This window comes from Vibrio sp. 10N.261.54.A5 (genome assembly GCF_041471145.1).
GTDB classification, from domain to species: Bacteria; Pseudomonadota; Gammaproteobacteria; order Enterobacterales; family Vibrionaceae; genus Vibrio; species Vibrio crassostreae_C.
In genome coordinates this window covers 16860-37932 of the sequence record NZ_JBFRNU010000036.1, presented here as the reverse complement: position 1 = coordinate 37932, position 21073 = coordinate 16860, and the positions used below count along the sequence as shown (strand labels likewise).

Annotated in this window: 21 protein-coding genes and 1 riboswitch; of the genes, 5 read left to right on the top strand and 16 right to left on the bottom strand. The window is 45.0% G+C overall.

What is annotated here, in order from left to right; translation table 11 throughout:
* Positions 1–89 precede the first annotated feature (89 nt).
* On the top strand, positions 90–557 hold the full coding sequence (locus tag AB4329_RS11690) for a hypothetical protein (RefSeq protein ID WP_004731619.1): 468 nt from the start codon (positions 90–92) through the stop codon (positions 555–557).
* Between the two features lie 96 nt (positions 558–653).
* On the opposite strand, the gene AB4329_RS11685 is transcribed toward AB4329_RS11690, so the two are convergent.
* The 5 genes from AB4329_RS11685 to AB4329_RS11665 all read right to left on the bottom strand — a co-directional run bounded on the left by AB4329_RS11685 (position 654) and on the right by AB4329_RS11665 (position 6035).
* Positions 654–1853: a carbohydrate porin gene (locus AB4329_RS11685; RefSeq protein WP_136978332.1), complete on the bottom strand. Its 1200-nt coding sequence runs from the start codon at positions 1851–1853 to the stop codon at positions 654–656.
* A 115-nt stretch (positions 1854–1968) separates the two neighbouring features.
* Positions 1969–2628 (bottom strand): DUF3299 domain-containing protein, encoded by a 660-nt coding sequence (locus AB4329_RS11680; RefSeq protein WP_372138370.1) that lies wholly within the window; start codon positions 2626–2628, stop codon positions 1969–1971.
* Positions 2629–2708: 80 nt separating this feature from the next.
* A complete protein-coding gene (locus AB4329_RS11675) occupies positions 2709–4088 on the bottom strand; it encodes an amidohydrolase family protein (RefSeq protein ID WP_017071981.1) in 1380 nt (459 codons plus the stop codon).
* A 357-nt stretch (positions 4089–4445) separates the two neighbouring features.
* Complete coding sequence (locus AB4329_RS11670) at positions 4446–5426, bottom strand: helix-turn-helix domain-containing protein (protein WP_372138390.1); 981 nt, start codon at positions 5424–5426, stop codon at positions 4446–4448.
* Between the two features lie 180 nt (positions 5427–5606).
* The gene (locus AB4329_RS11665) at positions 5607–6035 is read right to left on the bottom strand and encodes a PACE efflux transporter (RefSeq protein ID WP_017077482.1); all 429 of its coding nucleotides are present in this window, start codon (positions 6033–6035) and stop codon (positions 5607–5609) included.
* Positions 6036–6172: 137 nt separating this feature from the next.
* On the opposite strand from AB4329_RS11665, the gene AB4329_RS11660 reads away from it, so the two are divergent.
* Both AB4329_RS11660 and AB4329_RS11655 read left to right on the top strand, forming a co-directional pair.
* Positions 6173–7075 carry a LysR family transcriptional regulator gene (locus AB4329_RS11660; protein ID WP_229647329.1) on the top strand — a complete coding sequence of 301 codons (903 nt, stop codon included), beginning with the start codon at positions 6173–6175 and terminating at the stop codon, positions 7073–7075.
* 423 nt (positions 7076–7498) lie between these two features.
* Complete coding sequence (locus AB4329_RS11655) at positions 7499–7843, top strand: hypothetical protein (protein ID WP_017064409.1); 345 nt, start codon at positions 7499–7501, stop codon at positions 7841–7843.
* A gap of 128 nt (positions 7844–7971) precedes the next feature.
* Here the strand turns inward: AB4329_RS11655 and thiE are convergent, their stop codons facing one another.
* A complete protein-coding gene (thiE, locus tag AB4329_RS11650) occupies positions 7972–8589 on the bottom strand; it encodes a thiamine phosphate synthase (RefSeq protein ID WP_372138369.1) in 618 nt (205 codons plus the stop codon).
* Positions 8590–8850: 261 nt separating this feature from the next.
* Here thiE and AB4329_RS11645 point away from each other — a divergent pair, with 261 nt between their 5' ends.
* On the top strand, positions 8851–10794 hold the full coding sequence (locus AB4329_RS11645; RefSeq protein WP_017071986.1) for a methyl-accepting chemotaxis protein: 1944 nt from the start codon (positions 8851–8853) through the stop codon (positions 10792–10794).
* A gap of 123 nt (positions 10795–10917) precedes the next feature.
* Here AB4329_RS11645 and thiM read toward each other — a convergent pair whose 3' ends face one another.
* From thiM to AB4329_RS11595, 10 genes are all read right to left on the bottom strand, one after another.
* Positions 10918–11703, bottom strand: coding sequence for a hydroxyethylthiazole kinase (gene thiM / locus AB4329_RS11640; RefSeq protein WP_017064406.1), 786 nt, complete (start codon positions 11701–11703; stop codon positions 10918–10920).
* A gap of 29 nt (positions 11704–11732) precedes the next feature.
* Positions 11733–12413, bottom strand: coding sequence for a thiaminase II (tenA, locus tag AB4329_RS11635; protein ID WP_372138368.1), 681 nt, complete (start codon positions 12411–12413; stop codon positions 11733–11735).
* Positions 12414–12421: 8 nt separating this feature from the next.
* Complete coding sequence (locus tag AB4329_RS11630) at positions 12422–13378, bottom strand: ABC transporter substrate-binding protein (RefSeq protein WP_372138367.1); 957 nt, start codon at positions 13376–13378, stop codon at positions 12422–12424.
* Positions 13379–13424: 46 nt separating this feature from the next.
* Positions 13425–14240, bottom strand: a complete 816-nt coding sequence (locus AB4329_RS11625; protein WP_372138365.1) for an ABC transporter permease — start codon at positions 14238–14240, stop codon at positions 13425–13427.
* Positions 14233–14997 carry an ABC transporter ATP-binding protein gene (locus tag AB4329_RS11620; protein ID WP_104216410.1) on the bottom strand — a complete coding sequence of 255 codons (765 nt, stop codon included), beginning with the start codon at positions 14995–14997 and terminating at the stop codon, positions 14233–14235. The genes AB4329_RS11625 and AB4329_RS11620 overlap by 8 nt, the downstream gene beginning before the upstream one ends.
* Complete coding sequence (thiD, locus tag AB4329_RS11615) at positions 14987–15871, bottom strand: bifunctional hydroxymethylpyrimidine kinase/phosphomethylpyrimidine kinase (RefSeq protein WP_372138364.1); 885 nt, start codon at positions 15869–15871, stop codon at positions 14987–14989. The genes AB4329_RS11620 and thiD overlap by 11 nt, the downstream gene beginning before the upstream one ends.
* A gap of 98 nt (positions 15872–15969) precedes the next feature.
* A riboswitch (TPP riboswitch) is annotated at positions 15970–16081 on the bottom strand.
* A gap of 98 nt (positions 16082–16179) precedes the next feature.
* Positions 16180–17097 carry a DMT family transporter gene (locus tag AB4329_RS11610; RefSeq protein WP_017061917.1) on the bottom strand — a complete coding sequence of 306 codons (918 nt, stop codon included), beginning with the start codon at positions 17095–17097 and terminating at the stop codon, positions 16180–16182.
* A 77-nt stretch (positions 17098–17174) separates the two neighbouring features.
* Entirely contained in the window at positions 17175–17915 is a 741-nt protein-coding gene (locus AB4329_RS11605) for an AraC family transcriptional regulator (RefSeq protein ID WP_017061918.1), read from the bottom strand.
* A 245-nt stretch (positions 17916–18160) separates the two neighbouring features.
* Positions 18161–18412 (bottom strand): DUF2999 family protein, encoded by a 252-nt coding sequence (locus AB4329_RS11600; RefSeq protein ID WP_137002141.1) that lies wholly within the window; start codon positions 18410–18412, stop codon positions 18161–18163.
* Between the two features lie 107 nt (positions 18413–18519).
* Positions 18520–19617: an ElyC/SanA/YdcF family protein gene (locus AB4329_RS11595; protein ID WP_372138362.1), complete on the bottom strand. Its 1098-nt coding sequence runs from the start codon at positions 19615–19617 to the stop codon at positions 18520–18522.
* A gap of 497 nt (positions 19618–20114) precedes the next feature.
* Here AB4329_RS11595 and AB4329_RS11590 point away from each other — a divergent pair, with 497 nt between their 5' ends.
* Complete coding sequence (locus tag AB4329_RS11590) at positions 20115–20795, top strand: glutathione S-transferase family protein (protein WP_017061920.1); 681 nt, start codon at positions 20115–20117, stop codon at positions 20793–20795.
* Positions 20796–21073 lie beyond the last annotated feature (278 nt).

Genomic DNA, 21073 nt, shown 5'->3' with positions numbered 1-21073 from the left:
GACCTGTTTCGCATATAAAACAATAAGCGTTTGAAAATTATAAGATTAACTCCTAAGTTTTTTATAACACTTTACTCAGGAAGAAGTAGATGAGCAATATAGAAAAAGTATATGGATTTAATACGCCCCAACGACTCTTTGTCGGATACACGCTTGCGGTACTCGTCGATTTAACCGTTCTTAATTTTTTTGATGAATACTGGGACTTCGTCAATATCGAGTCTTTCACCATCTCATTTGCAGCTGCGATTCTGCTACAACTCCTGCTCAAACTGTCTATTGGCTTAGAGCATAAGCTCGCAGATTACTTCAAGTCTAAACCCGGCACTGCGCCTAAGATTTATCGTGGTTTATCCAGTTACGTCATCTTAGTAGGTTCTAAGTTTGTAATGTTGGAAGCCATCAATATCTTGTTTGGCGACAAGGTAGACTTTACAGGCCCATGGAATGGTGTCGTAGCGTTCTTCGCTGTGGTATTCACTATTTTGGTCGCAGAGATTATTGTTTCAAAGATCTACTTCGCACTCGATGACACGCCCAAAGCCGAAAAAGCATAGCCGCTTTTGATACAGACCTAAGACAAAAAAAGTGAGCCGAACAGGCTCACTTTTTACATCTATTCTTTACGTTTCAGCGATTAACAAACAGAGAAGTTAGATAAAGACTCTCGCTCTAACACCAAACACCCAAGCGCTACTTTCATTGGAGAACGCAGGATCTTTAATGTATTGAATATCAGGTGTCACTTGGATGAAATCGTTGAGTTGCATGTTGTAGTAAATTTCAGCCGTCCATTGCTCTGTATTACCACTTATTGCTTTCGCATCAGCTGCAAAAGAATCACCATTCACTTCTGACCAATTAAGTGCCACGCCTAAATTGTTGGTTGGTTTTCCTAATCCAAAGTAACCCATACCAACAGAAATCGATTTATCGTAAAGGGCAACGTCCCCTTCAGAGAAACCACCACGTACAAACGGCATAACTTGATCAGTCATGAACTGACTCCATGAGAAGTTAACGCCCGAGCCACCTTCCGCAGCAAGGCTATTACTGTGGCGAGTATCGTCACCAAAGTCCCAGAACGTCACATGGAAGTTATCGGTATAAATCAGTTCTTGTGAAGCCGTCCAACCTAATTCAAGTGTTGTAAAGTAAGACGCATCACTACCAAAAGCGCTATCAAAGCCATCAAAAATATCATCTGACTGACCATTTGCATCAGCGATACCACCGACCACATAAAAGTTTTCGCCTAGCATATGACCGGCAGAAAGGGCCAATACACCGTCATCCGGCAAGCCCATCGCACCGGAGCCTGTCGAGAATGCCAAGTTAGTAAAGCCAGACCACGGGCTTGCTAGAGCGTAAACATCCGCATAGTTCGTTACATCCTGCCAACCGACAACAATAGTCCCTTTGCCATCATTGATTTTTTGCTTCCAGTTTAAGTCCGTAACACGAAACCCTTGGTCACTGTATGCAGGGCCAATTGCACCAACATAGCCAAGCGGGCCGAATGAATAGTCTTTTGGCGCAGTATCACCATAGGCATGCCTATGTTCCACCTTCCAAACCAGGCTACCTGAGTTCTGTGTGTCCTTACCTAATAGATGCCATGAACCGTATAATCGAGCCACACCCGACGATGCATCAACGCTATCGCCGCCAACCCCATCTCCTGAGGTCAGCCCCAAAGCAAAGTAATCTGCACCAAATGTAAAACCATCCTCAGCTAATGACTCCCTCCAAGATTTCTTTTGTGCTTTCTGCTCTGCAATTGTATTTTCAACAGAATCTGGGCCTTCAAAGTTAGCGCCGTAAACAACGCCGCTCATTGGGCTAGCCGCCATCACAATTGCGATACTTACTTTAGAAAATCTTGAGTTCATCATGTCACCAGTGCTTTTTAAGTTAGTTTTATTTTAGTTATTACTCACATTGAAAATTGTCATTTGATGACAACCATTAATTTTCTTTTTCATAATAGTCTTCGATCATCGAAGCTTTCATTTCATAACCCATGGTGAGGTTACTTTTACCATCGACTAGGAAGACCTCTTCAGTCACTTTGTTGGAGCTAAAGTCACCTTCTACCCACACTGGATACTGAACGTTCTGTACCTGAAAGCCTTCAGGGAAAGACACGCGCACAATCTGGTTTGCAGGTGGTGGCGGCATGTGGATACACGCACCCGCCACAGGCACTAACAGAAACTCTGTTGCAGTCATTCCCTCTGAGAACTCCAGTGGAACGATGAAACCGGGAACTCGTACTTTCTTGCCATCAAACTCTGTTGTAATAGCTTCGGCGTTTGCTTTCATGGTTTGCATGTATTCATCACGCAGTGCGATCATTTCGTCTGCGTCCACGCCCTGCTCTTTTAGCGTTTGTTTAAATAATAAAGCCTGTTGTTGAGCTTGCTTCTCCTCTGATGCACTCATTGCTATCACACCTTGTAATAGACGCATTTGTTGATCGGTGAGATCCGGCATTTCTGCTTTCATTTCGTGAGACTCTGAGTTCAGGTCTTGCCACTCAAGATTCATCGCTGTTTCAGCAAAAGTAGGAAAAGCAACGGTCGTCAGTGATACCACCGACAGGATAAGAGAAAGCATTTTTTGCATAAGGAACACCTTGAAGAGAGGTGACCTACCCAAATAGGTCACCCATTAAGCTTAATTTTTAACTGAGTTGTCGAACTGAGTTACAGCGTGTTTTTGTAGACTTTACCATCTTTCATGATGACTTTAATGGTGTCGATTTCAGGGCTGCGCGGCTCTGCATCAAACCATTTTTCGTTTGCCCCAATCACTGACAAGTCTTCAAGTGGGTTGCCTTCAACAATAATGATATCGGCGTATGCGCCCGCTTCAATCACGCCTAACTTACCCTCTGGGTATGGGTCCATCACGCCAGATAACTTAACGATCTCACCGTTTACCGATGTCATCCCTTTCAAAGTGAAGAAGTTGCCTAACTCTTTACCTGCAAGGAAGATCGTGTGGTCGGTTTGTTTGATACAAGAAACCACGTCACCGACACAGTCTGTGTGGAAACCCCATTTCGGTTGGTACTTGTTTACATTCGAGATGTAGTCTTTGAATGCTTTGGTTGCCGACTCCGCTTTACGCTTAGAGGCAGGGTTCGAGTTGATCGCTTCGATCTGCGTCAGGTAAGGTGAAAACGCGGTCATGTTAGTTGTGATGTAAGCGTCTTTATCTTCCATCTTGTCGGCGATATCGCCATCGAACATGAAACCGTGTTCGATTGTTTTAACACCCGCATCCAAGTTACGCATGATCGCTTTTTTACTGTAGGCGTGCGACATCACGTAAGAGCCATACGCATCAGCAATTTCCACGGCAGCTTCAATTTCTTCCGCAGACATCGCATTCAGCTGCCAAGGGTCAAATGTTGAAGCCACACCACCCGAAGACATGATCTTAATTTGAGTATTGCCTTGCTTGAAGTTTTGACGAGCAGCGGCTTTGATTTCTGTAATACCATCGGCATTAAAGCTCACGCTATTTCGAGCCATACTGGTCGATGAACCAAAGAAGTGTTGGTTAGCCGTGGTTAGGTTACTGAAATCGGCATGCGAACCCGTCGGGCCAATAAATGCGCCTGATGTGTAAAGTCGTGGGCCCGGCAACATGCCAGAATCGATTGTTTTACGTAAGCCAGTATTCAAGCCACCAGCATCACGCCACGTGGTGAAACCTGATTGAAACGCGGCGTTCGCGTTCACTGTTGCTCGAGCAGCCAGTTCTTCAATCGTACGGTTGTTTTCGTGGTCACTTAGATTACCGCCATTCAGCAATAAGTGACCATGGCCTTCGATTAAACCCGGCATTAACGTTTTGCCTTCGCCGTCAATCACTACAGCATCACCAGCCTCTATCGGGCTTGCAGAGATTTGTTTGATAAGATTATCTTCGACTAATACATGATGGTCTTCGTACAATTTGTTTTCAGTACCATTGAATACATCGACGTTAGTAAATAGCGTTGATGCAGCATTTGCAGAAAGAGCAAATGAACACGAAAGAGCAACAACAGAGAGTTTTAAGCCTGCATTTTTCATTTATACACCTTGATTCCGTTTATGAGTGGAGTCCACTTCCCATAACGATTCCGTAACTACTAATGAGTGTCATGAGGTTTCAAAGGTGTTTTTGTCAGCCGCGATAATCACAAAAATCTAATCAAAATTCCGGGAAAAAATCGAGGCAAAAACAACTCATCAACATTCAATAACTTAGTAGTGATACTGCCAGTGTTCAAGGTTGATAAATGGCCATTTGGTGACAATAAATAATTATGCGTTCAGGCTCCGGTTTCTGCTTACTGGCTGGAGTTTTTACTTACTGGCTAGAGTTTCGCTGCGGAGCTGTTATTGCCGAAGCTCTTACTGGTAGCTTTGTACTGCTGCTTACCGAGGTTAGCTGTGCTCTTTTCGATACTGTCTTGGCGTCATGTTCATCTGTCGTTTAAAGGCTCGGGTAAAGTGGGAAGAATCGGAATAGCCCATTTTCGCACCTACTTGCGTGATCGATAGATCTGACTGCTTAAGCAATTCTAAAACCTGCTCAAGAACCATCTCTTCAATCAAGGTTTTGTAGACCACCCCTTCACTTTCCAACCGACGCTGGATTGTTCTGATATGAATATTCAGAATCTCAGAAGCTAAGCTAATTGGGAGTTTCCCCATCGTGAGATAAGGTTTAATAACAAGCTTAAAAGCGCTCAAGAATGAGCTAGGTAAAGGCTTAGTGAGATCTAATACTTGAGCAATTTTGGGTAAAACAATCGGTGCAAGCATGATGTCTTCAGGGATCTCAAAGGCAGTGACCGGTCTATGCGTATAAAACTGAGCACTGCCCATTTGTGGTAGAGATTGAAAACATTCGAGATCGCCATTTTGAATTCCGACCTCAGACGGCTTCCAACGACCTTGTGTTAATACTGAAAGTAGCTCGTTGATGAAAATAACAGAGAACAGTTCAGCGAACTTAAACCACGGTGCGTTAGTAAACGGCTTCTCGCGAACCAACCACCACTTGCCTCCGGATTGCTTGGTATAGACATTCGCACCATTGGATACGAGCTTCAATTGCTCACCAAATTGGTCTAGCGCGTTTTTCAATGAATCCTGCTGGCTTAGCTTAGCCACAAACCTTGGCACATAGGTTTGCTTGCAAAAACTCCACATAAACAGCGAAAACTCTTCTCTCGACGCAGATTCCCCCATAATCTTGACCACGTTCTTAACCGTTGTCTCAGGGAGATAATCGTAATGGTCATTACTGGTGAGAATATCATTAGGGATTTGGGCACTGCGTAGTAAGGTGTAGATATCACCATCAATATGTTTGAACAGTTCCGCGAACAATTCGACTTCTTTCTTATCGACAACTGTCATTATCTGAGGGGTATTTGGCATCCTTTCCCTTATCTATTCGTTCACGAACTCAAATTATCACCTTTTTTAAGATAGCAGAACAAACGCCGCGTTACCTAGACCTACTAACCGGATGTCTCCGTCAAAATAACGGATAAACAAACGGTTAGTAGCCAAACTCGTGTTTACTGACTTGGTAGATTACTGAACGGCTAAGTCCGCTCTGCGTACCCAGAATGCTCGTATATGATCATAAATCAGATTAAACACAAACGCGTAAATGGTAATAAAAATGGTCACGCCGATATCCATTAAAAATGCCTGCCAAATCCCCACATCAAGTAAGTAAGCCATAACTGGGATCGTCGCCACCAGCAAGCCTGCCTCAAATAGCACGACATGAAAAACACGTAACTTGAGCGAACGCTTTGATTTTTCACCCGTGAAATAACGATCAAAAATACGGTTAAAACAGTAGTTCCAAATCATCGCGATAGTCGCAACAACTATCATGGTTCCTGATAAGGCATTCACATCGTGATCAGTAAATATCGCTAAACCTATAATTGACAGTGTGACGGCCAATACTTCAAACAACACCGAGTGGAAAACTCTCTCTAACGTACTCATACATTCCTATAGCAATTTATAACATGGTGGACTTACCGAAATTATGTCACCGAAAACAATATGAGAAAGTTAACAGCCATCACGTTTAGTGATAGCTTAAGTATAAGTACCCCATTTTGTATTGAGCGAGAGATAACATGTACAGTTTTGAGCAACTAAAAGTCTTCGTCACGGTGTGTGAAAGTGGCTCTTTCTCTGCCGCCGCTCGCAAACTGAAACGCGCTCAGTCTGGGGTAAGCCAATCGATAGCCAACCTCGAAATTGCCATTGACCAAGAGCTGTTTAACCGAGAGAAAAACATCCCCGTTTTAACCAGCAAAGGTAAAGCGTTATTGCCTGTGGCTAAGTCCATTCTTGACCAGCAAAAGTACTTCGATCAAAAAGTAGAATCGCTGACCCAAGAAGATGAGCACGAACTGATCATTGCGGTTGATGAAAGCATCATAGATAAGAACTTCATTAAGATAATCAGCTCACTCGCCGATCAATTTCCAATCACACACTTCGATATCATTACCACCTCAACCTTTGATGTTGAAGACCTAGTAAGACGAGGAAAAGCACAGATTGGCATCATCTACGCGGATGGCGAACTGAAGGTCGATATGGATTTCTTTTTGCTGGGCCAAGCGCGTTTCCTAACTGTTAGCTCTGCCACTCACGAACTGAGTCGCATGTCCGTTGTACAAGACTCAGACCTAAAGCGCTATCGCCAATGTGTGCATCGCAGCTCAAAACAACGCGAACTGTGGTTCACCTACGGTATTAGCTCGATGCTTTGGTACGCCAACAACCACAAGACCATTGTTGATCTCGTTGAACAGAACGTGGGTTGGGCTAATGTGCCCGAGATGATGGTGATGGAAGGCATTCAAAAAGGCGACCTTGTGGCGTTGCCTGTTTCGCACGAGCATGGTGGTTGGATTACTCCAGTGGGATGTTTGGTGTCTCGCAGCCACATCAACGGCCCAGTTCTCACCAGCCTTATTGAGCAGCTTAAGGGGCACTCACTGCAGTACAATCAATGGCAAGCCAACTAGCCTCCCCTGTTTACAAAACATCTCTATTTTCAAAACATCGTCAATTCAGAGATTCAATATCGGCATGGAACACACCACCGCTACCTCATTTCTGCTTATCTTGCCGATAAATATCTTTGTCGTGTGGATAAAACACCCTAGTTGATGTCCCAAAGTGACATAACTACTATGCGATCCCAACGGGTTTGTCTTTTCAAACGAATATAGACAGGCCCAAATCGCTCTTTAACACCACTGACCCAACTTCAAATCTCCCAGATAAGCGCTCAGCCTTGCCGTTGCTTATATCGGTTTCAAATAGATCACTTTTTGAATATTAATTCGCACCCAGTTTATGAGCGCTCTTTGAGTGCTTTTTTATATCTAAATGAACCTTTTGGAAAATTTGTCGTGAACGTTTTAAGAAATATTTGCCCTGAGAAAATGGGTAAAGAGCGTAACAAACGAGAGTATGATTTACGCGTACTTAATTGTGTCAGTGAAAGCGAATATGAATCGCGTATGGCGGTTTGGAATAGCCTAGCGTTAACTGCTACTCCGTCTGCTTCGGAAACAAAGGGCTTCATCGATGAGTCTTTCAACAAGCTTCAACAAGACCTAAAAGAAGCTAGCCGTGAGTTATCGATTAACTACACGGACTTCATCGCAATGGCGCATGAAGAGATCAACTACATTAAGGTGTTTGTGGCTGATAAAACAGCACAATACGGTTGGTACGCTGCGATCGTTCTTATGGTCATCGGCACGGTTGCGCTTTGCATTCAATAGACCAAACGATGTGTTAGATAGAGCAGCTTAGATACTCTATCGATAAGCACATCTAGCACGACTCCGTGCTTGTGCTTTCACTAGAAAACAGATGACCAACCTCATTTGTTTTCTAGTTCTACTCCCCTTCACTCTCCCATCAGAGATAGCAGTTCCTGCGTCGCTTGTTTTGGGCTTTCTGCGTGACATATCGCTGATACCAAGGCTAATCCATGAATACCTGTGTTAACCAACTGCGGAATGTTCGATTCGTTGATTCCACCGATACCCACAATCGGCAACTTCGTTGTTTCCAAAGCCATTTGAATGCCTTCATAACCCCAATGTTTCTTTAGATTCGTCTTGGTCGGTGTGGCAAAAATCGCACTGAGACCAATGTAATCGATCGGCAAACTATCTGCTTCTTGTAGCTGCTGTTCAGTTTCAATTGATAACCCAAGAATCTTGTCTGAACCAATCAACTGACGTGCTAACTCCGCAGGCATATCCGATTGCCCCAAATGCAAACCATCGGCATCAACGGCTAATGCCACATCGACTCGATCATTAATGATCAGCGGCACACCTGAGCCAGCTAAAATCGACTTAACCGCTTGTGCTCGTTCAATGAAGGCTCTTACGTCCCCATGTTTTTCTCTTACTTGAACCATAGTGACGCCACCAGCAACCGCTTGTTCAACCACGAATTTAAGCGTTTCTAGATCTTGTTGGTCGTCAGTCACCAGATAAAGTTTATAAGGGTTCATCGCGTACCTTTGAAGTCGATTTCTAAAATTGGTTTTCTGCCATTTTACCGACAAATCACATCCTATGCATGGAAGTTAGCACTTAATTCCTTAAGTTAGGCGGTTGAATTCAAATACGCAACTCGTTGAAAGCATGTCGAAAAACCCGATTTTTCTAACAAAAGCGTTACTTATTACACAAACTATTCGCTTTAGCATGCCCAGAATGCTGTTTTATGAAATACTCCCCTATGAAGGAATCAGGTAAATATAGGGATAGTTATGCGCCACCTTTCTATAGCGCTCAAGATCAAGCTGGGTTATGCCATCTGCTTGCTCTTTTTCGTCATTTCAGGCCTTGTGAGTTACAAAGGTATTCAAACCTTGTCGAACGGCTTTAGCCAGTACAGTGACCTCAGCCACAAGGCGACATTGTCAGGCAATATTCAAGTGCACTTTCTTCAGATGCGTTTAGCTTCTGAACGTTACTTAGAGTCATTGGATGATCAATACGAAGCGAATTATCAATCGAGCAAACTTGCGATTGATGAACTGCTGAACAACTTAATCCAAACCACCACCAATACTGATAGCTTGTCGAGCCTGCAATTAGTGCAAGACAGCGTTGCAGCTTTTGATGCGGCTTATGGATCAATGAAACAGAGCCAACTGCTCATTGACCAGTTAGTGAACGTGGAGATGGTCACACGAGAAACCAACGCACTGAAAGCGGCTCAGAGCTTATTGTATGAGTCTTACAATAACAATGATCCAAACGCGAGCTTATACGCAGGCATGTTGATGGAGAACTTCCTCGCAGCCAAGATCACAGTGCTGAGTTACTCAAACAACAACGACCTCAAAACCTATGAAGCTGGTAAAGACATTTTTGAATATGCTCTGCCAGGTATAGAAGGCGATATTGAATCTCTTAAATCATCTCCTTATCAAAGTGAATTGATTGAAGATTTCTCTAACCAACGGGAAGCGTACGCGAAAGGCTTTGAGCAAGTTCATCAACAGATGATTGAGAACACGCAAAGAACCGCTACCCTCGCCTCTATTGGTGACAGCTTAGCGATTTCGGTAGCTGATGCTCAGAGCATTCTAGAACAACAGAAACAAGCATTAACACCAGAACTGCAAGCCAGCGAAAAGCGCTCGATTCAAATCATCATATTGTTGACGGGTGTGGCTTTAGTTATTGGCATGACGAGCGCCGTGTTGGTGACTCGCTCTATTACTAAAGGCATCGCACAAGTTAAACAGATCACCAACGAGCTTTCTCAGGGCAACCTGAATGTGGAAGTGAACATTGAGAGCAAAAATGAGATTGGCGAACTGCTGACTAATATGGAGATCACCATTGAATCTCTGCGCGATATTGTTGGCCAAGTGAACCGTTCTAGCGTGCGTATTGGTGAGATGTCGGAGTCACTCAATCAAGTGACAAATAACAGCTCGACCAACGCAACACAATTGAACAGTGAAATGATCAATATCTCTTCTGCCGTTGATCAATTAGCTTCCAGCACATCAGAAATTGCGGCAAGTGCTAACCACGCGTCTCAAGTTGCCAACCAAGCCACCGAGAATGTGGCGATGGGACTGAAAGAAGTAGATAAGACACTGCATGAAATTGGTAGCGCCGATGAAAGCATGCAGGTAAGCAGCCAAAAAGTGACCGACCTACATAAAGAGTCGATGAACATTGGTGCCATTCTTGAAGTAATCAAAGGCGTTTCTGAGCAGACCAACCTGTTGGCATTGAATGCGGCTATTGAAGCTGCGCGCGCAGGTGAACAAGGTCGCGGATTTGCAGTAGTAGCCGATGAAGTAAGAACGCTCGCTAAACGTACCCAAGACTCTGCTAGCCAGATTGATGAGCTCATCACCTCACTACAACGTGGCGCTAAAGATGCGTTAGAGTCTATCAAAGAGAGCCACAGCACGGTTTCAGACGCTTCAACGCAGGCGCAGCAAGCTTCTCAGAACTTACATGTGATTAATCAACACATCCAAGATCTGAACCAAGCCAACAGCCAAATCGCGGTGTCGGTTGATGAGCAGGATCGTCTTACCAAATCACTGGGTGAAAACGCGCAAGGTGCAAACACTATTGCTCAAAGCAACCAAGAGTCGGTAAGCAGCATTTCAGGTGCAGCGAGCGACTTAACCGAGGTTGCTCATCACCTAGAGAGCCAAGTTAACCGATTTAGAACCTAGCCAGCCAGTCTATACACAGCTGACACAGTTCCAAACCAGTAATAAAAAGCCCCCTACACATAAGTGTCGGGGGCTTTTTTAAGTTAATCTAACTCTAACTTGTGGCTTAGAGTTAGATTAGCCCTACTGAATCTTCAAGCGTTGAATCAGAGTCTCTTCGTCTAACTGATACAACTCATCAAGCAAGTTAATTTGCAAGCTACCTGGGCCGCGAGAGTTTTCAGCCGCGATTTCACCAACCACGCCTAATACCGCTGCTGCAGCTAAACCACTATCATCACCAACAGCCGCGAAAGCACCCGTCAATGCAGTTAAAGTACACCCCATACCCGTCACATACGGCATCATTTGGTGTCCATTGTTTAACGTCACCACGCTGTCTTTGGTGACAACGTAATCCGTCTCACCAGAAATAACTACATTCGCGCCGTATTCAGCCACTAAGCATTGCGCAGCGCCTAATGCAGCATCACTGCTATCCAACGCATCAACGCCTTTGCTCTGTGCTTGCTCACCCGCTAGCGCGATAATCTCAGACGCATTACCACGAATGATTAGCTTATCGGCTAAACGTGCAATTTCACGAGAAGTCTCAGTACGCAGCGTACTTGCACCGCAACCCACAGGGTCAAGAACCACAACCTTATTGTTCGCGTTCGCTTGCTCAACAGCAAAACACATTCTTGGCGTCCAAACACTGTCGAGCGTGCCGATGTTAATCACCAAAGCACCAGAGAAAGACATCATCTCTGCCAGTTCTTGTTGCGAGTGCGCCATAATAGGCGAAGCGCCAATCGCCAATAACGCGTTGGCCGTGTTGTTCATCACTACATAGTTAGTGATGTTCACAACCAGTGGTTTTTGCTCTCGTACTGCGCGTAGCGATTGAATAATTTGTTCAGTAAGCATGGGTAAATCTTTATTCGTGAAAGTCGCTTTTAAGCCGCTGTTGAATCATCAAGAGCGTTCAGCCCTTGCTGCCAAAAAGCCACTTCCATACGCGTTGCGGTTTTGAAGATATGAACGATGTTCTGACCGCGTTCGCTGTTGATATCAATTTCAGCAAGCAACTGATTGAAGTATTCCGCGCCCGTTGCTACGCCAGACTGGAACTCTTCACTGCCATACAGTTGCAGCCAGCTTGCGTATGGGTTGCCTTCCAAAACAGTATCACTGCTTTCTAACAGCGCTTTACCAATCACGGCATAACCGATTGAACACGGAGCCAGTGCCGCATATAAGTCGACAAGATCACCCGTCATACCCGCATCTAGAACGTAGCGCGTATAGGCAACAGTGCCGAAATCTTCAGGTTCGTTTTCTAAATCCGATTCGGTTAAACCCCACTGACCACAGTAAGTCACATGGTGAGAGATTTCAGAATCTAGCAACGCATGAACACTTGGCAGTGCACGACGCATATCAGCCAAGGTTTTAGCCTTGTAAATTGCCAATGCATAAGTGCGGGCATACTGCTTTAAAAACAGAAAATCTTGCTTCAAGTAATGCAGAAAACACGGCTGAGCGAGTGTGCCGTTTGCCAGCGTTTTAACAAAATCATGCTCGGTGTAGTCTTGCCAATCTTGTTGACAGGCTTGGATTAAGTCTTGGTATTTCATGAGATTCCTTAGTCAAAAGTCGGTACGTAATCAGCGGCTTTTGGTAGTGATTTGATGATGCCTTTGTCGAACATGAACTGTGCATAATCGTCGTAACGTTTCAGGTCAACAGCAGAAGGACGAAGTGCAAAACGAGTCAGCGTGTCGTTCCATGCGCGTTGGTTAAGTTCGTTGTTCAACGTATCTGGTGAATACGCGACAAACTCGCTCCATGACTCTTGTGGGTGGTTCACAATGTAAGTTGTTGCTTGTTCCAATGCTTTGTTGAACGCTTTGGTCGCTTCATCATCGTGCTGCTTTGCGTTCGCAACAAAGATCAGCTCGTCGTAAGCTGGCACACCGTGTTCTTCTGGGAAAAACGCTTTTGCTTTAAAGCCTTCAAGGGCTAATTGGTTGGTTTCGAAGTTACGTAAGCCACCCCAGATTGCGTCTACCTTGCCCGATGCCAATGAAGATGAAAGTGCCCAACCAACATTGATGGTTTGCACGTCTGTAAATGCAACGTTTTCTTGAGCTAGCATGGTTCCGATAGTCGCTTCTTCGTTACCCGCAACCGCGATACCAATCTTTTTACCTTTCAGATCAGCTAGCGAATCGTTCTTGCCATTATCCAAAACCATCAACGTATTCAATGGTGTTGCGATAAGAGTTGATGCACGAACGAGAGGTAAACCTGCCGCCACGTCCATGGTTAAACTTGGTTGGTAAGTTACCGCTAAATCGACCTTACCTGCTGCGACAAGTTTCGCTGGCGTGCTTGGGTCTGCTGGTTCTTGGATTTCAACCTCTAAGCCTTGGTCAGCGAAGTAGCCACGCTCTTGAGCAATCACAATTGGGCCATGGTTCGGGTTCACAAACCAATCCAACATCAGCGTCAGTTTCTTTTGTTCAGAGTCCGCTGTAGCTTGACCTGAAACCAACGAAGCAAGCAGTGCCACTGCACCTATCAATTTTGTATTTTTCACGGTTAACCTTTCCTTTTGAATATTATTATTGTGTTGAGCGAAGCCATCATTGGTTTTCCCAAGGGATAGCTTTTTTGAGTAATTTATCTGTAACGAAGTAGAGCGAGATAGACAGCACCGCCAAGATGAACAAGGCAGCAAACATCTCATCGATGATCATGCGCGCGTTGGCCTGCAGCATTAAGTAACCCAGCCCCTCACTCGAACCAACCCACTCGCCGACAACCGCTCCAATTGGCGCAATCACCACAGCCACACGAATGCCAGACGCTAATGTTGGCAGCGCAGCAGGCAGTTGGATATAACGCAGCAATTGCCATTTCGATGCACCCATCGTTTTGGCAAGATCGAGATAGCCTGTCGGTGTATTGCGCAGACCGTCGTAGCAACAGGTAGTTACAGGGAAGAAGATAATGATCGCCGCCATCACCACTTTTGAGGCGATGCCATAGCCAAGCCACAACATCAATACTGGAGCAATCGCAAACACAGGAATCGCTTGGCTAGCGATTAAGATAGGTAACAGCCAGCGTTTTAGTGGTTCGAACATCAACATCTGCAGGGCGAAAAATAGCCCCATCGACAAACCGAGTAGCAAGCCAAGTAAGATCTCTTGCGCAGTCACCCAAGTGTGTTTGAGTAACACATCGTAGCGTTCAATAAGCTTGAGAAAGACTTCTGCGGGGGCCGGAAGAATGAAGCTCGGCATTTCGAAAACAACGACCACAAGTTGCCATAAGCCAAGAATCACAACACTGCTGATAAGCAAACGCATAACGGGATTCATCTGACTTGAACGTTCAGTGCTAGACTGCACGTTCGTTGACTGAGTCACAGCTTCACTTCGCATTAGATCATTCATAATCACGCTCCAACTGATCTAAGATCGCCTGTTGCAACTCGGCACACTCACCATCGAGCACTCGTGGCGTTGAGGTGTGAGGCACAGGTAAAGAGTGAGCACTCGCAGGCATGCCTTGCAACACATACAAGTTATCCGCCAGACGCACCGCTTCTTGCGGATCATGGGTGATCAACACAACGGTTTTATCTCTCAACAGTTCACACGCTAAGGTCTGTAATTTGTGTCTTGTTACTGCATCCAGTGCTGAGAAAGGCTCATCCATCAACACGACAGGTTTGTCTTGCATTAAGGTGCGAGCCAGAGCAACACGCTGGCGCATACCACCAGACAACTGATCCGGCGTAGTATCCGCGTAATCGGCCAAACCAACTGAAGCGAGTAACTCGAACGCTCGGTTCCTTTGCTCTGCGTTTTGATGCTTGTTCGTGGTGTTCTGGAAGCGATGGCTCAGGCATACATTGTCGATAACCGATAGCCATGGCAGTAACAAATCTTGCTGTGCCATGTATGCGATACGATCAGTTAGAGGCAGTTCATCAGACGTTGCCAATGTACCCTGCCACTCCACCTTGTCTTCCAACAAACCTGCCAAATAACACAATACCGTCGTTTTCCCACAACCACTGCGTCCAAGTAGCACTGTCCACTTACCTGCGCTTAAGTTAAGTGACAGCCCCGACAGGGTCGCGTGCTCGCTATCTCGGTAACGCAACGTCGCATTGCTAAGTTGAACGCCAACCGTATTAACGGACATTACCGTGCCCAGCGAAAAAGTGATTTACTGGGCCATGACCTTGACCGACTTTCAACTCGTCAGCATGGGCGATCGCGCGTGAAATGTATTGTTTACCCAGGTCTACAGCCTCTGGGAGCGTGTTGCCTTGAGCCAAGAAAGAAGCAATAGCAGAAGAGAGCGTGCAGCCCGTGCCATGAGTGTTTTTGGTAGGAAAACGCTTCGCGCTAATCACAGCAGATGCAGTTGGTAGAATCAGTAAGTCATTGCTGTTTTCATCTTTCTCTAGATGACCACCTTTTAGCAGAATGGCTTTAGCACCTAAAGCGCGCAGATCTTCAATCATGTCCTGCATTTCAGCTTCGCTTTCAGGTACTGGCTTGCCTGTTAATGCTGCGCCTTCAGGTAAATTAGGAGTAATGATGTCTGCCAGCGGAATCAACTCTTGCTTTAGCGTCGTGATAGCTGAGTTTTCTAGAAGAAGATCGCCACTTGTCGCAACCATTACAGGGTCAATCACTAAGTGTTTAGGTTGGTATTGTTTAATTTTGTCCGCGACGACTTTGATGATTTGCGAATCCGCCAACATGCCGACTTTTACCGCCACGATATTCAAATCGGTAAACACTGCATCTAACTGACTAGCGACATGCTCTAGTGGGATTGGAAATATAGCGGACACGCCTTGGGTGTTCTGAGATGTAATCGCGGTAATTACCGAACAAGCGAAGCTACCCGTTGCAGACATGGCTTTAATATCAGCTTGAATGCCCGCGCCACCACCACTGTCAGAACCCGCAATGGTCAAAACAATCGGAGTATTGATCGAAGAAGATTGGTTTTCTGGTGTTTGAGTGCTGTTAGGTGATACTTGAGAATTGGAATGCTGTGTCATGGTCGCTCCTACTGTCTAAAAGACGTAAGAGAACCGAACTTTGGCCGCAAAGAGAGTGTGGAGGTGAAAGCAATGAGAGATCATTGTTGAACCACGTAGGCAAAGTAATCATAGTTCCCTACGCCAGTGTTAACTGAATCAGGTTCAACGGGTCTCGAATAACGATCTCAGCAAACACCAACTAAGGTATATGCCCCCCGACTATTGATAACGATAGTAACAGCACTCTCGCAACTGAGATACTCATTTTATTCAATTATAAGAATCACGCATGAATTTAATTCAATTAATCCCGTTTTAACAAATACTTATAATGGCTTTTTAGTTGGCTGAGATTGGATGAATAAACACATCACTATCAAGAACATACCTAGCCATCCAACCAATGGAATAAGCTCACCCACAATACACACGGCCAACACGGCGGCAACGACTGGCTCAAGTAAGGTAATCAAGTTGGCGCTACTCGCTGTGACATGGCGTAGCCCAAAACTGAAAGCGATATAGCCTAAACATTGAGGAAGTAACACCAAGTAACTCACCACCAATATATTGGTATTCGATGCGAACAAGTTATCCCCCGTAAACCAAAGCGTTGGCAGTAGCAACATCGCTCCTAGCCCAAATATGCTGCCCATCGCTGCTTGCGACTTAATGCCTTCGTCTATCAGAGCTTTTGTCGCCCATGAATAAATGGCGTAACACAACCCAGCAATCAACCCTAATCCAATGCCCAAAAGCTTCAGATCGTCACCAGAATCATTCGCTGATGATGATTCTGAAAATACCAGTAGCCCAATACCAACCACGCCAATGGCAAAGCTCGTTAACCAACGTTTGTTGATATTATTCTTTTTGCTAATAAGACACTCTAAAAGTGCAGAAAAGAAAGGAGCAGTAGCTATCGACACCACTGTGCCCATTGCGACACCCGATAACTTCATCGAAGAGTAAAAAGCCAGAGGATAGATCGCCAAAGCCAGCGCACTCGCCGCTAACAACTTTTTGTTGAGCAAAAGCTTATCAAGTGAAGATAAGATCTTTCGATACGCCAAGACTGCTTGCATTAAGCCGCCGACGCCCATTGAAAAAGCACCAATCGCTAATGGGCTGAGATCAGGCGCAAAGCTTGCGGCGGTGCCTGTCGTGCCCCATAAAACAGAAGCAAACACGATGGCTAAAGTGCCCGTTTGGAATTCGTTAACGCGATTGATGGCAAGATTCATTTCTATTACCTAGTCTATTTTCATTTCTGAAATAGATAATAGTGAACATATACTAAGTTGAGTTTGCCAAAAGGACGCTATTCTTGTTTTGGAAGACTCTCTTTCATCGAGCCCAAAAACGCCCTTGGAGACATGCCAAAGTGCTGAGAGAAGCGTCGACTGAATGCAGACAAGTCACTATAACCCACATTTTCTGCGACCAATTGAACGGGTAAATCGGTATGGCTAAGCAAGGCTTGAGCTTTCTCCATACGATAGCGAGTGATGTACTTAAGCGCACTGATTCCAATGCACTCTTTAAAGCGCTTCTTAAATTGAGTGGGGCTCAAGCAAGCCGTTTCTGCAAGCTGAGAAATAGAGAGAGGCTGGGCGTAATTATCCGCAATGAGCCTTTGGACCGCTCGAATACGAGGGTCGATGCTCTTGCTGACTTTTTGTTGCTCTAATAACAGTGAAAACACATCCAAGATGGATGATTCAATGCCACTGTCCACTTGGTATTCCAACTGCTTTTCAACAAACAGCAAGAAGCTCATTAAGGGTGGCGTGATAGTAAACACCGAGAGCTCATGCTCTAACAAGTGCTGCGGTAACTCTGCCATATCTGCGACAATAAACCGCGCTGCTTCATCCGCCTTAAACGCATGCGCTGTGGTTACCGGAATCACCACGCATTCGCCCACGGCCACCTTGCCGACATATCCCACCATTTCAATACTAATACTCCCTTGAATAGGCAGCACGAGTTGATGGTAGCCATCATGGGCATGAGTATTAAATTGCTTGGTGTAAGATCGAATGCTTAGGCTAGATTTCATGAGCAACGCCGGAATTCAGTTTATTGAAACATGAGTGTTAAAAAGAAATTACATGATTTAAGCGAGGGAGTCACATCGGACTAGTATTTTTGTCGTATCTCTTTCTAGCCTTTCTAAGTCGGATCAAAAAAGCCGTTTAAGTATTGATACTCAAACGGCTTTTTACTCAAGTCTAATTCGCAATCTCAAGAACAGTTAACCGAATCGGCTATCACTTCCTAACAAAATCGCTCATTCAGACTCTATTATTTTTGAAGTTGCTCTTTAGCGGCTTCAACCTTAGAAAAATCTAGGCCAAGCTGTTCAACTGCTTCTTTGATTAGCGCAGGGTTTTGCATTACCTGGCCCATCAGCATTTGAAGTTTATCTTGTGGTAAGCCAAGTTGGCTGATCGTCGCCATTGCTGCAAGAGGGTTCTCGGTCAACGTCTTGAATAGCTCGCTGATCTGCTCGTCGCTAATATTGTTCTCTTTCAACATTGCTAAAATCGGGTTCATTTTTTTGCCTTTGAAACACTAAATTAAGTAGGAGCACAGCATACCATCTAGCTGTGCTCGATTGTACTAGCAACTTATACTTTGCCTACTGTGAAGTAACCCTAAGCCTAGCGAGACTCTAATGGGTAAGAGCGGTAGCTCCACATACCATAGGTTCTAAGCGCATCTCGGTAGATACCTAGTAGCTCACCATCACTCGCCTTCTTAAGATCTGCGAGTGGCTTGTCTGGGTAAGAAACCGTATCAAAAGTAATGCCCTGAGGGCCGGTTTGCCAGCTAGCGATTTCAAACAGAGTTTGACCACGACGAACATGGCTTGCCGAGCTAATAATGGTCGCGTGCTTAATATCATGGCGAGCAAGTGCGTAGCTACTGAATAAGGCATTGCCTACCGTGCTGGTCGCGTAGTTCTCTTCAATGATGCGGTCTTTGCTTACCCCTTTTGAGATAAGCCAATCCGCCATTAACTTACCTTCAGTCTTGTGGTTCTTGGGCACGCCACCCGTTAACACGATCATCGCGTCTGGGTTCGCTTTAGCCATCGCCAATGTTGTCTCAAGACGCTCAATCAAAATTTGATGCATAGAGCCGTCTGGATTAAGCGCATAGCCCAAAGTGACAATCGCGCCATGATGATCAAGCAAGCCTTTATCCGCAGACTCTTTCAACGGTGTTTCTAACACGCGGTCGACCGTAGCAAAAATGCGTTTGATGTCTTCTGCTTTACCTTTGTTCAGGCTTTCCAGTTTCTCCATGTGCTTATTGGATTCACTTTCATTGCCTTCAAATCGCTGCCAAACCGCAAGGTAAGCATGAAGATCAACATCGTCTGGTGCAACCGTCAGCGCTTGCTCAAACAGCTCAATAGCGCGCTCTGCATTCTTGTTGTAGATCTGAGCGTTCGCTGCCGAGATAAGCAAATCAGTACGGTAAGGTTCTAGTTGGTAAGCTTCTAACAATCGGTTAGTCACAATTTCCATGTTGCTTGGCATTTTAGCCGTAAAGCCCGCGTGAGAAATTCTTGCCGGAGACTTAAACGCCTGCAACGCATCAAGAAGTAATTGGTCGACAACTTGTCGCTTAGTCACCAACTGCGCGTAATCTGCAGAAGCCTGCACTGCGCCATCGTTAGCAGCAAAAGAATAAGGTGTTGCGCCAAAAGCCAGCATGCCACCAAGAGCGAGGGCGATAATGTTCTTTTTCATGGAAAGATCCTGTGTCGTTAAGTGTTCACATCAGATTTGCTCACCAATGTAAGTCCCTAAGATTAAAAAACCGTGAAGCACACCTTAATCTCTAACGTTTATATTCATTTGTTGCATAAGGTGTGGCAGCAGATCACGATTTTGAACTTACCAATAAGCCTGTGCATCCAGATAATTCTGGTTTGAACCAGTGCTCAACGTTTTTGTTGGAATATCTGACTGCGGATTTCATACGCCCTATCCCGCCAAAAAACACCCATCACAAATCCGAACTCCGCATAAAGCAACGAATCAAAAAAACCACTTTAAGCTCATTTTTTCAACAACTTAAAATCCAACACACTGAATCGCGCGATTTTACCCCTCGCTCAAATAACGAGGTCTTCAACACATAGAGTTGGAATGCGAGTCAGAAGATCTTCAAATAATTCAAAATCAAACATTGAACGATCGTTCAAGTGGTGCTTTAATAAATGACCAATACAAGGAGTTACCCCATGCTTAAGTTCTATTTTCACCAAACACCAAACCCAATGAAGATCGCTCTGTTTTTGGAAGAGACAGGCCTAGATTTTGAACTTGTTCCTGTCGATACCTTAAAGGGTGAGCAGCATTCACCGGAATATCGTTTAATCAATCCAAATGGCAAAACGCCTGCGATTGAAGATGAAGGACAACGTGTATTCGACTCTAACGCTATCCTTCTGTATCTCTCAGAGAAAACAGGCAAGCTTGGCGGTCAGCCAGAAGACAGAGCTGAACTACTCTCTTGGATGATGTTTATCGCGAGTGGCCTTGGTCCATATTCAGGCCAATCGGTACACTTCCGCCATGCTGCACCAGCAGGCTTAGACTACGCTGTGAACCGATACCTACGTGAAGCACAACGTCACTACGAAGTGTTAGAGAAGCATATGGAAGGTCGTGAATTTATCGTAGGAAATGAGTACACCATTGTCGATGTCGCTGCATGGGGTTGGATTGACAAAGCACCAGTCGTGCTTGGTGAAGAAGGCCTAGAACCTTACCCGAACTTGAAGCGTTGGTTTAACGCAATCAACACTCGCCCTGCTGCACTGCGTGCTCGCGAAATCGGCAAAGGCATTGAGTTTAAAACCGAACGTGATGAAGAAGCGAAACGAGCACTGTTTCCTTCGAATTTCCCAATCAACGAATAATTCAGCATGAAGTAAACGATGTGGAGCGAAAGCTCATTACTGGGCGAGCTATCTAAAAATCAATAGTATTGTTTCTATTAACTGATACCACACTAGTTAAAATATCAATACTATTGATATAGCTATTGTAAGAACCCTTACCGACATCCGATGGTGTCTCTGTCGGTCGTGCCGGGGAAAAGTCCTGAATCAGTTACTCTGGATCGCAGCGAATTTGTAAAGCATATGTTAGGCATGAATTAAACTTCGACTACAAAGCATAAACTTATTTTCAAGAT

What these genes read in the sequence shown, in the direction of transcription:
- AB4329_RS11690 (WP_004731619.1), top strand. Translation starts at nt 90, where the DNA reads ATGAGCAATATAGAAAAAGTATATGGATTTAATACGCCCCAACGACTC.
- AB4329_RS11685 (WP_136978332.1), bottom strand. Translation starts at nt 1,853, where the DNA reads ATGGCGGCTAGCCCAATGAGCGGCGTTGTTTACGGCGCTAACTTTGAA.
- AB4329_RS11680 (WP_372138370.1), bottom strand. Translation starts at nt 2,628, where the DNA reads ATGCAAAAAATGCTTTCTCTTATCCTGTCGGTGGTATCACTGACGACC.
- AB4329_RS11675 (WP_017071981.1), bottom strand. Translation starts at nt 4,088, where the DNA reads ATGAAAAATGCAGGCTTAAAACTCTCTGTTGTTGCTCTTTCGTGTTCA.
- AB4329_RS11670 (WP_372138390.1), bottom strand. Translation starts at nt 5,426, where the DNA reads ATGACAGTTGTCGATAAGAAAGAAGTCGAATTGTTCGCGGAACTGTTC.
- AB4329_RS11665 (WP_017077482.1), bottom strand. Translation starts at nt 6,035, where the DNA reads ATGAGTACGTTAGAGAGAGTTTTCCACTCGGTGTTGTTTGAAGTATTG.
- AB4329_RS11660 (WP_229647329.1), top strand. Translation starts at nt 6,173, where the DNA reads ATGTACAGTTTTGAGCAACTAAAAGTCTTCGTCACGGTGTGTGAAAGT.
- AB4329_RS11655 (WP_017064409.1), top strand. Translation starts at nt 7,499, where the DNA reads ATGGGTAAAGAGCGTAACAAACGAGAGTATGATTTACGCGTACTTAAT.
- thiE (WP_372138369.1), bottom strand. Translation starts at nt 8,589, where the DNA reads ATGAACCCTTATAAACTTTATCTGGTGACTGACGACCAACAAGATCTA.
- AB4329_RS11645 (WP_017071986.1), top strand. Translation starts at nt 8,851, where the DNA reads ATGCGCCACCTTTCTATAGCGCTCAAGATCAAGCTGGGTTATGCCATC.
- thiM (WP_017064406.1), bottom strand. Translation starts at nt 11,703, where the DNA reads ATGCTTACTGAACAAATTATTCAATCGCTACGCGCAGTACGAGAGCAA.
- tenA (WP_372138368.1), bottom strand. Translation starts at nt 12,413, where the DNA reads ATGAAATACCAAGACTTAATCCAAGCCTGTCAACAAGATTGGCAAGAC.
- AB4329_RS11625 (WP_372138365.1), bottom strand. Translation starts at nt 14,240, where the DNA reads ATGAATGATCTAATGCGAAGTGAAGCTGTGACTCAGTCAACGAACGTG.
- AB4329_RS11620 (WP_104216410.1), bottom strand. Translation starts at nt 14,997, where the DNA reads ATGTCCGTTAATACGGTTGGCGTTCAACTTAGCAATGCGACGTTGCGT.
- thiD (WP_372138364.1), bottom strand. Translation starts at nt 15,871, where the DNA reads ATGACACAGCATTCCAATTCTCAAGTATCACCTAACAGCACTCAAACA.
- AB4329_RS11610 (WP_017061917.1), bottom strand. Translation starts at nt 17,097, where the DNA reads ATGAATCTTGCCATCAATCGCGTTAACGAATTCCAAACGGGCACTTTA.
- AB4329_RS11605 (WP_017061918.1), bottom strand. Translation starts at nt 17,915, where the DNA reads ATGAAATCTAGCCTAAGCATTCGATCTTACACCAAGCAATTTAATACT.
- AB4329_RS11600 (WP_137002141.1), bottom strand. Translation starts at nt 18,412, where the DNA reads ATGAACCCGATTTTAGCAATGTTGAAAGAGAACAATATTAGCGACGAG.
- AB4329_RS11595 (WP_372138362.1), bottom strand. Translation starts at nt 19,617, where the DNA reads ATGAAAAAGAACATTATCGCCCTCGCTCTTGGTGGCATGCTGGCTTTT.
- AB4329_RS11590 (WP_017061920.1), top strand. Translation starts at nt 20,115, where the DNA reads ATGCTTAAGTTCTATTTTCACCAAACACCAAACCCAATGAAGATCGCT.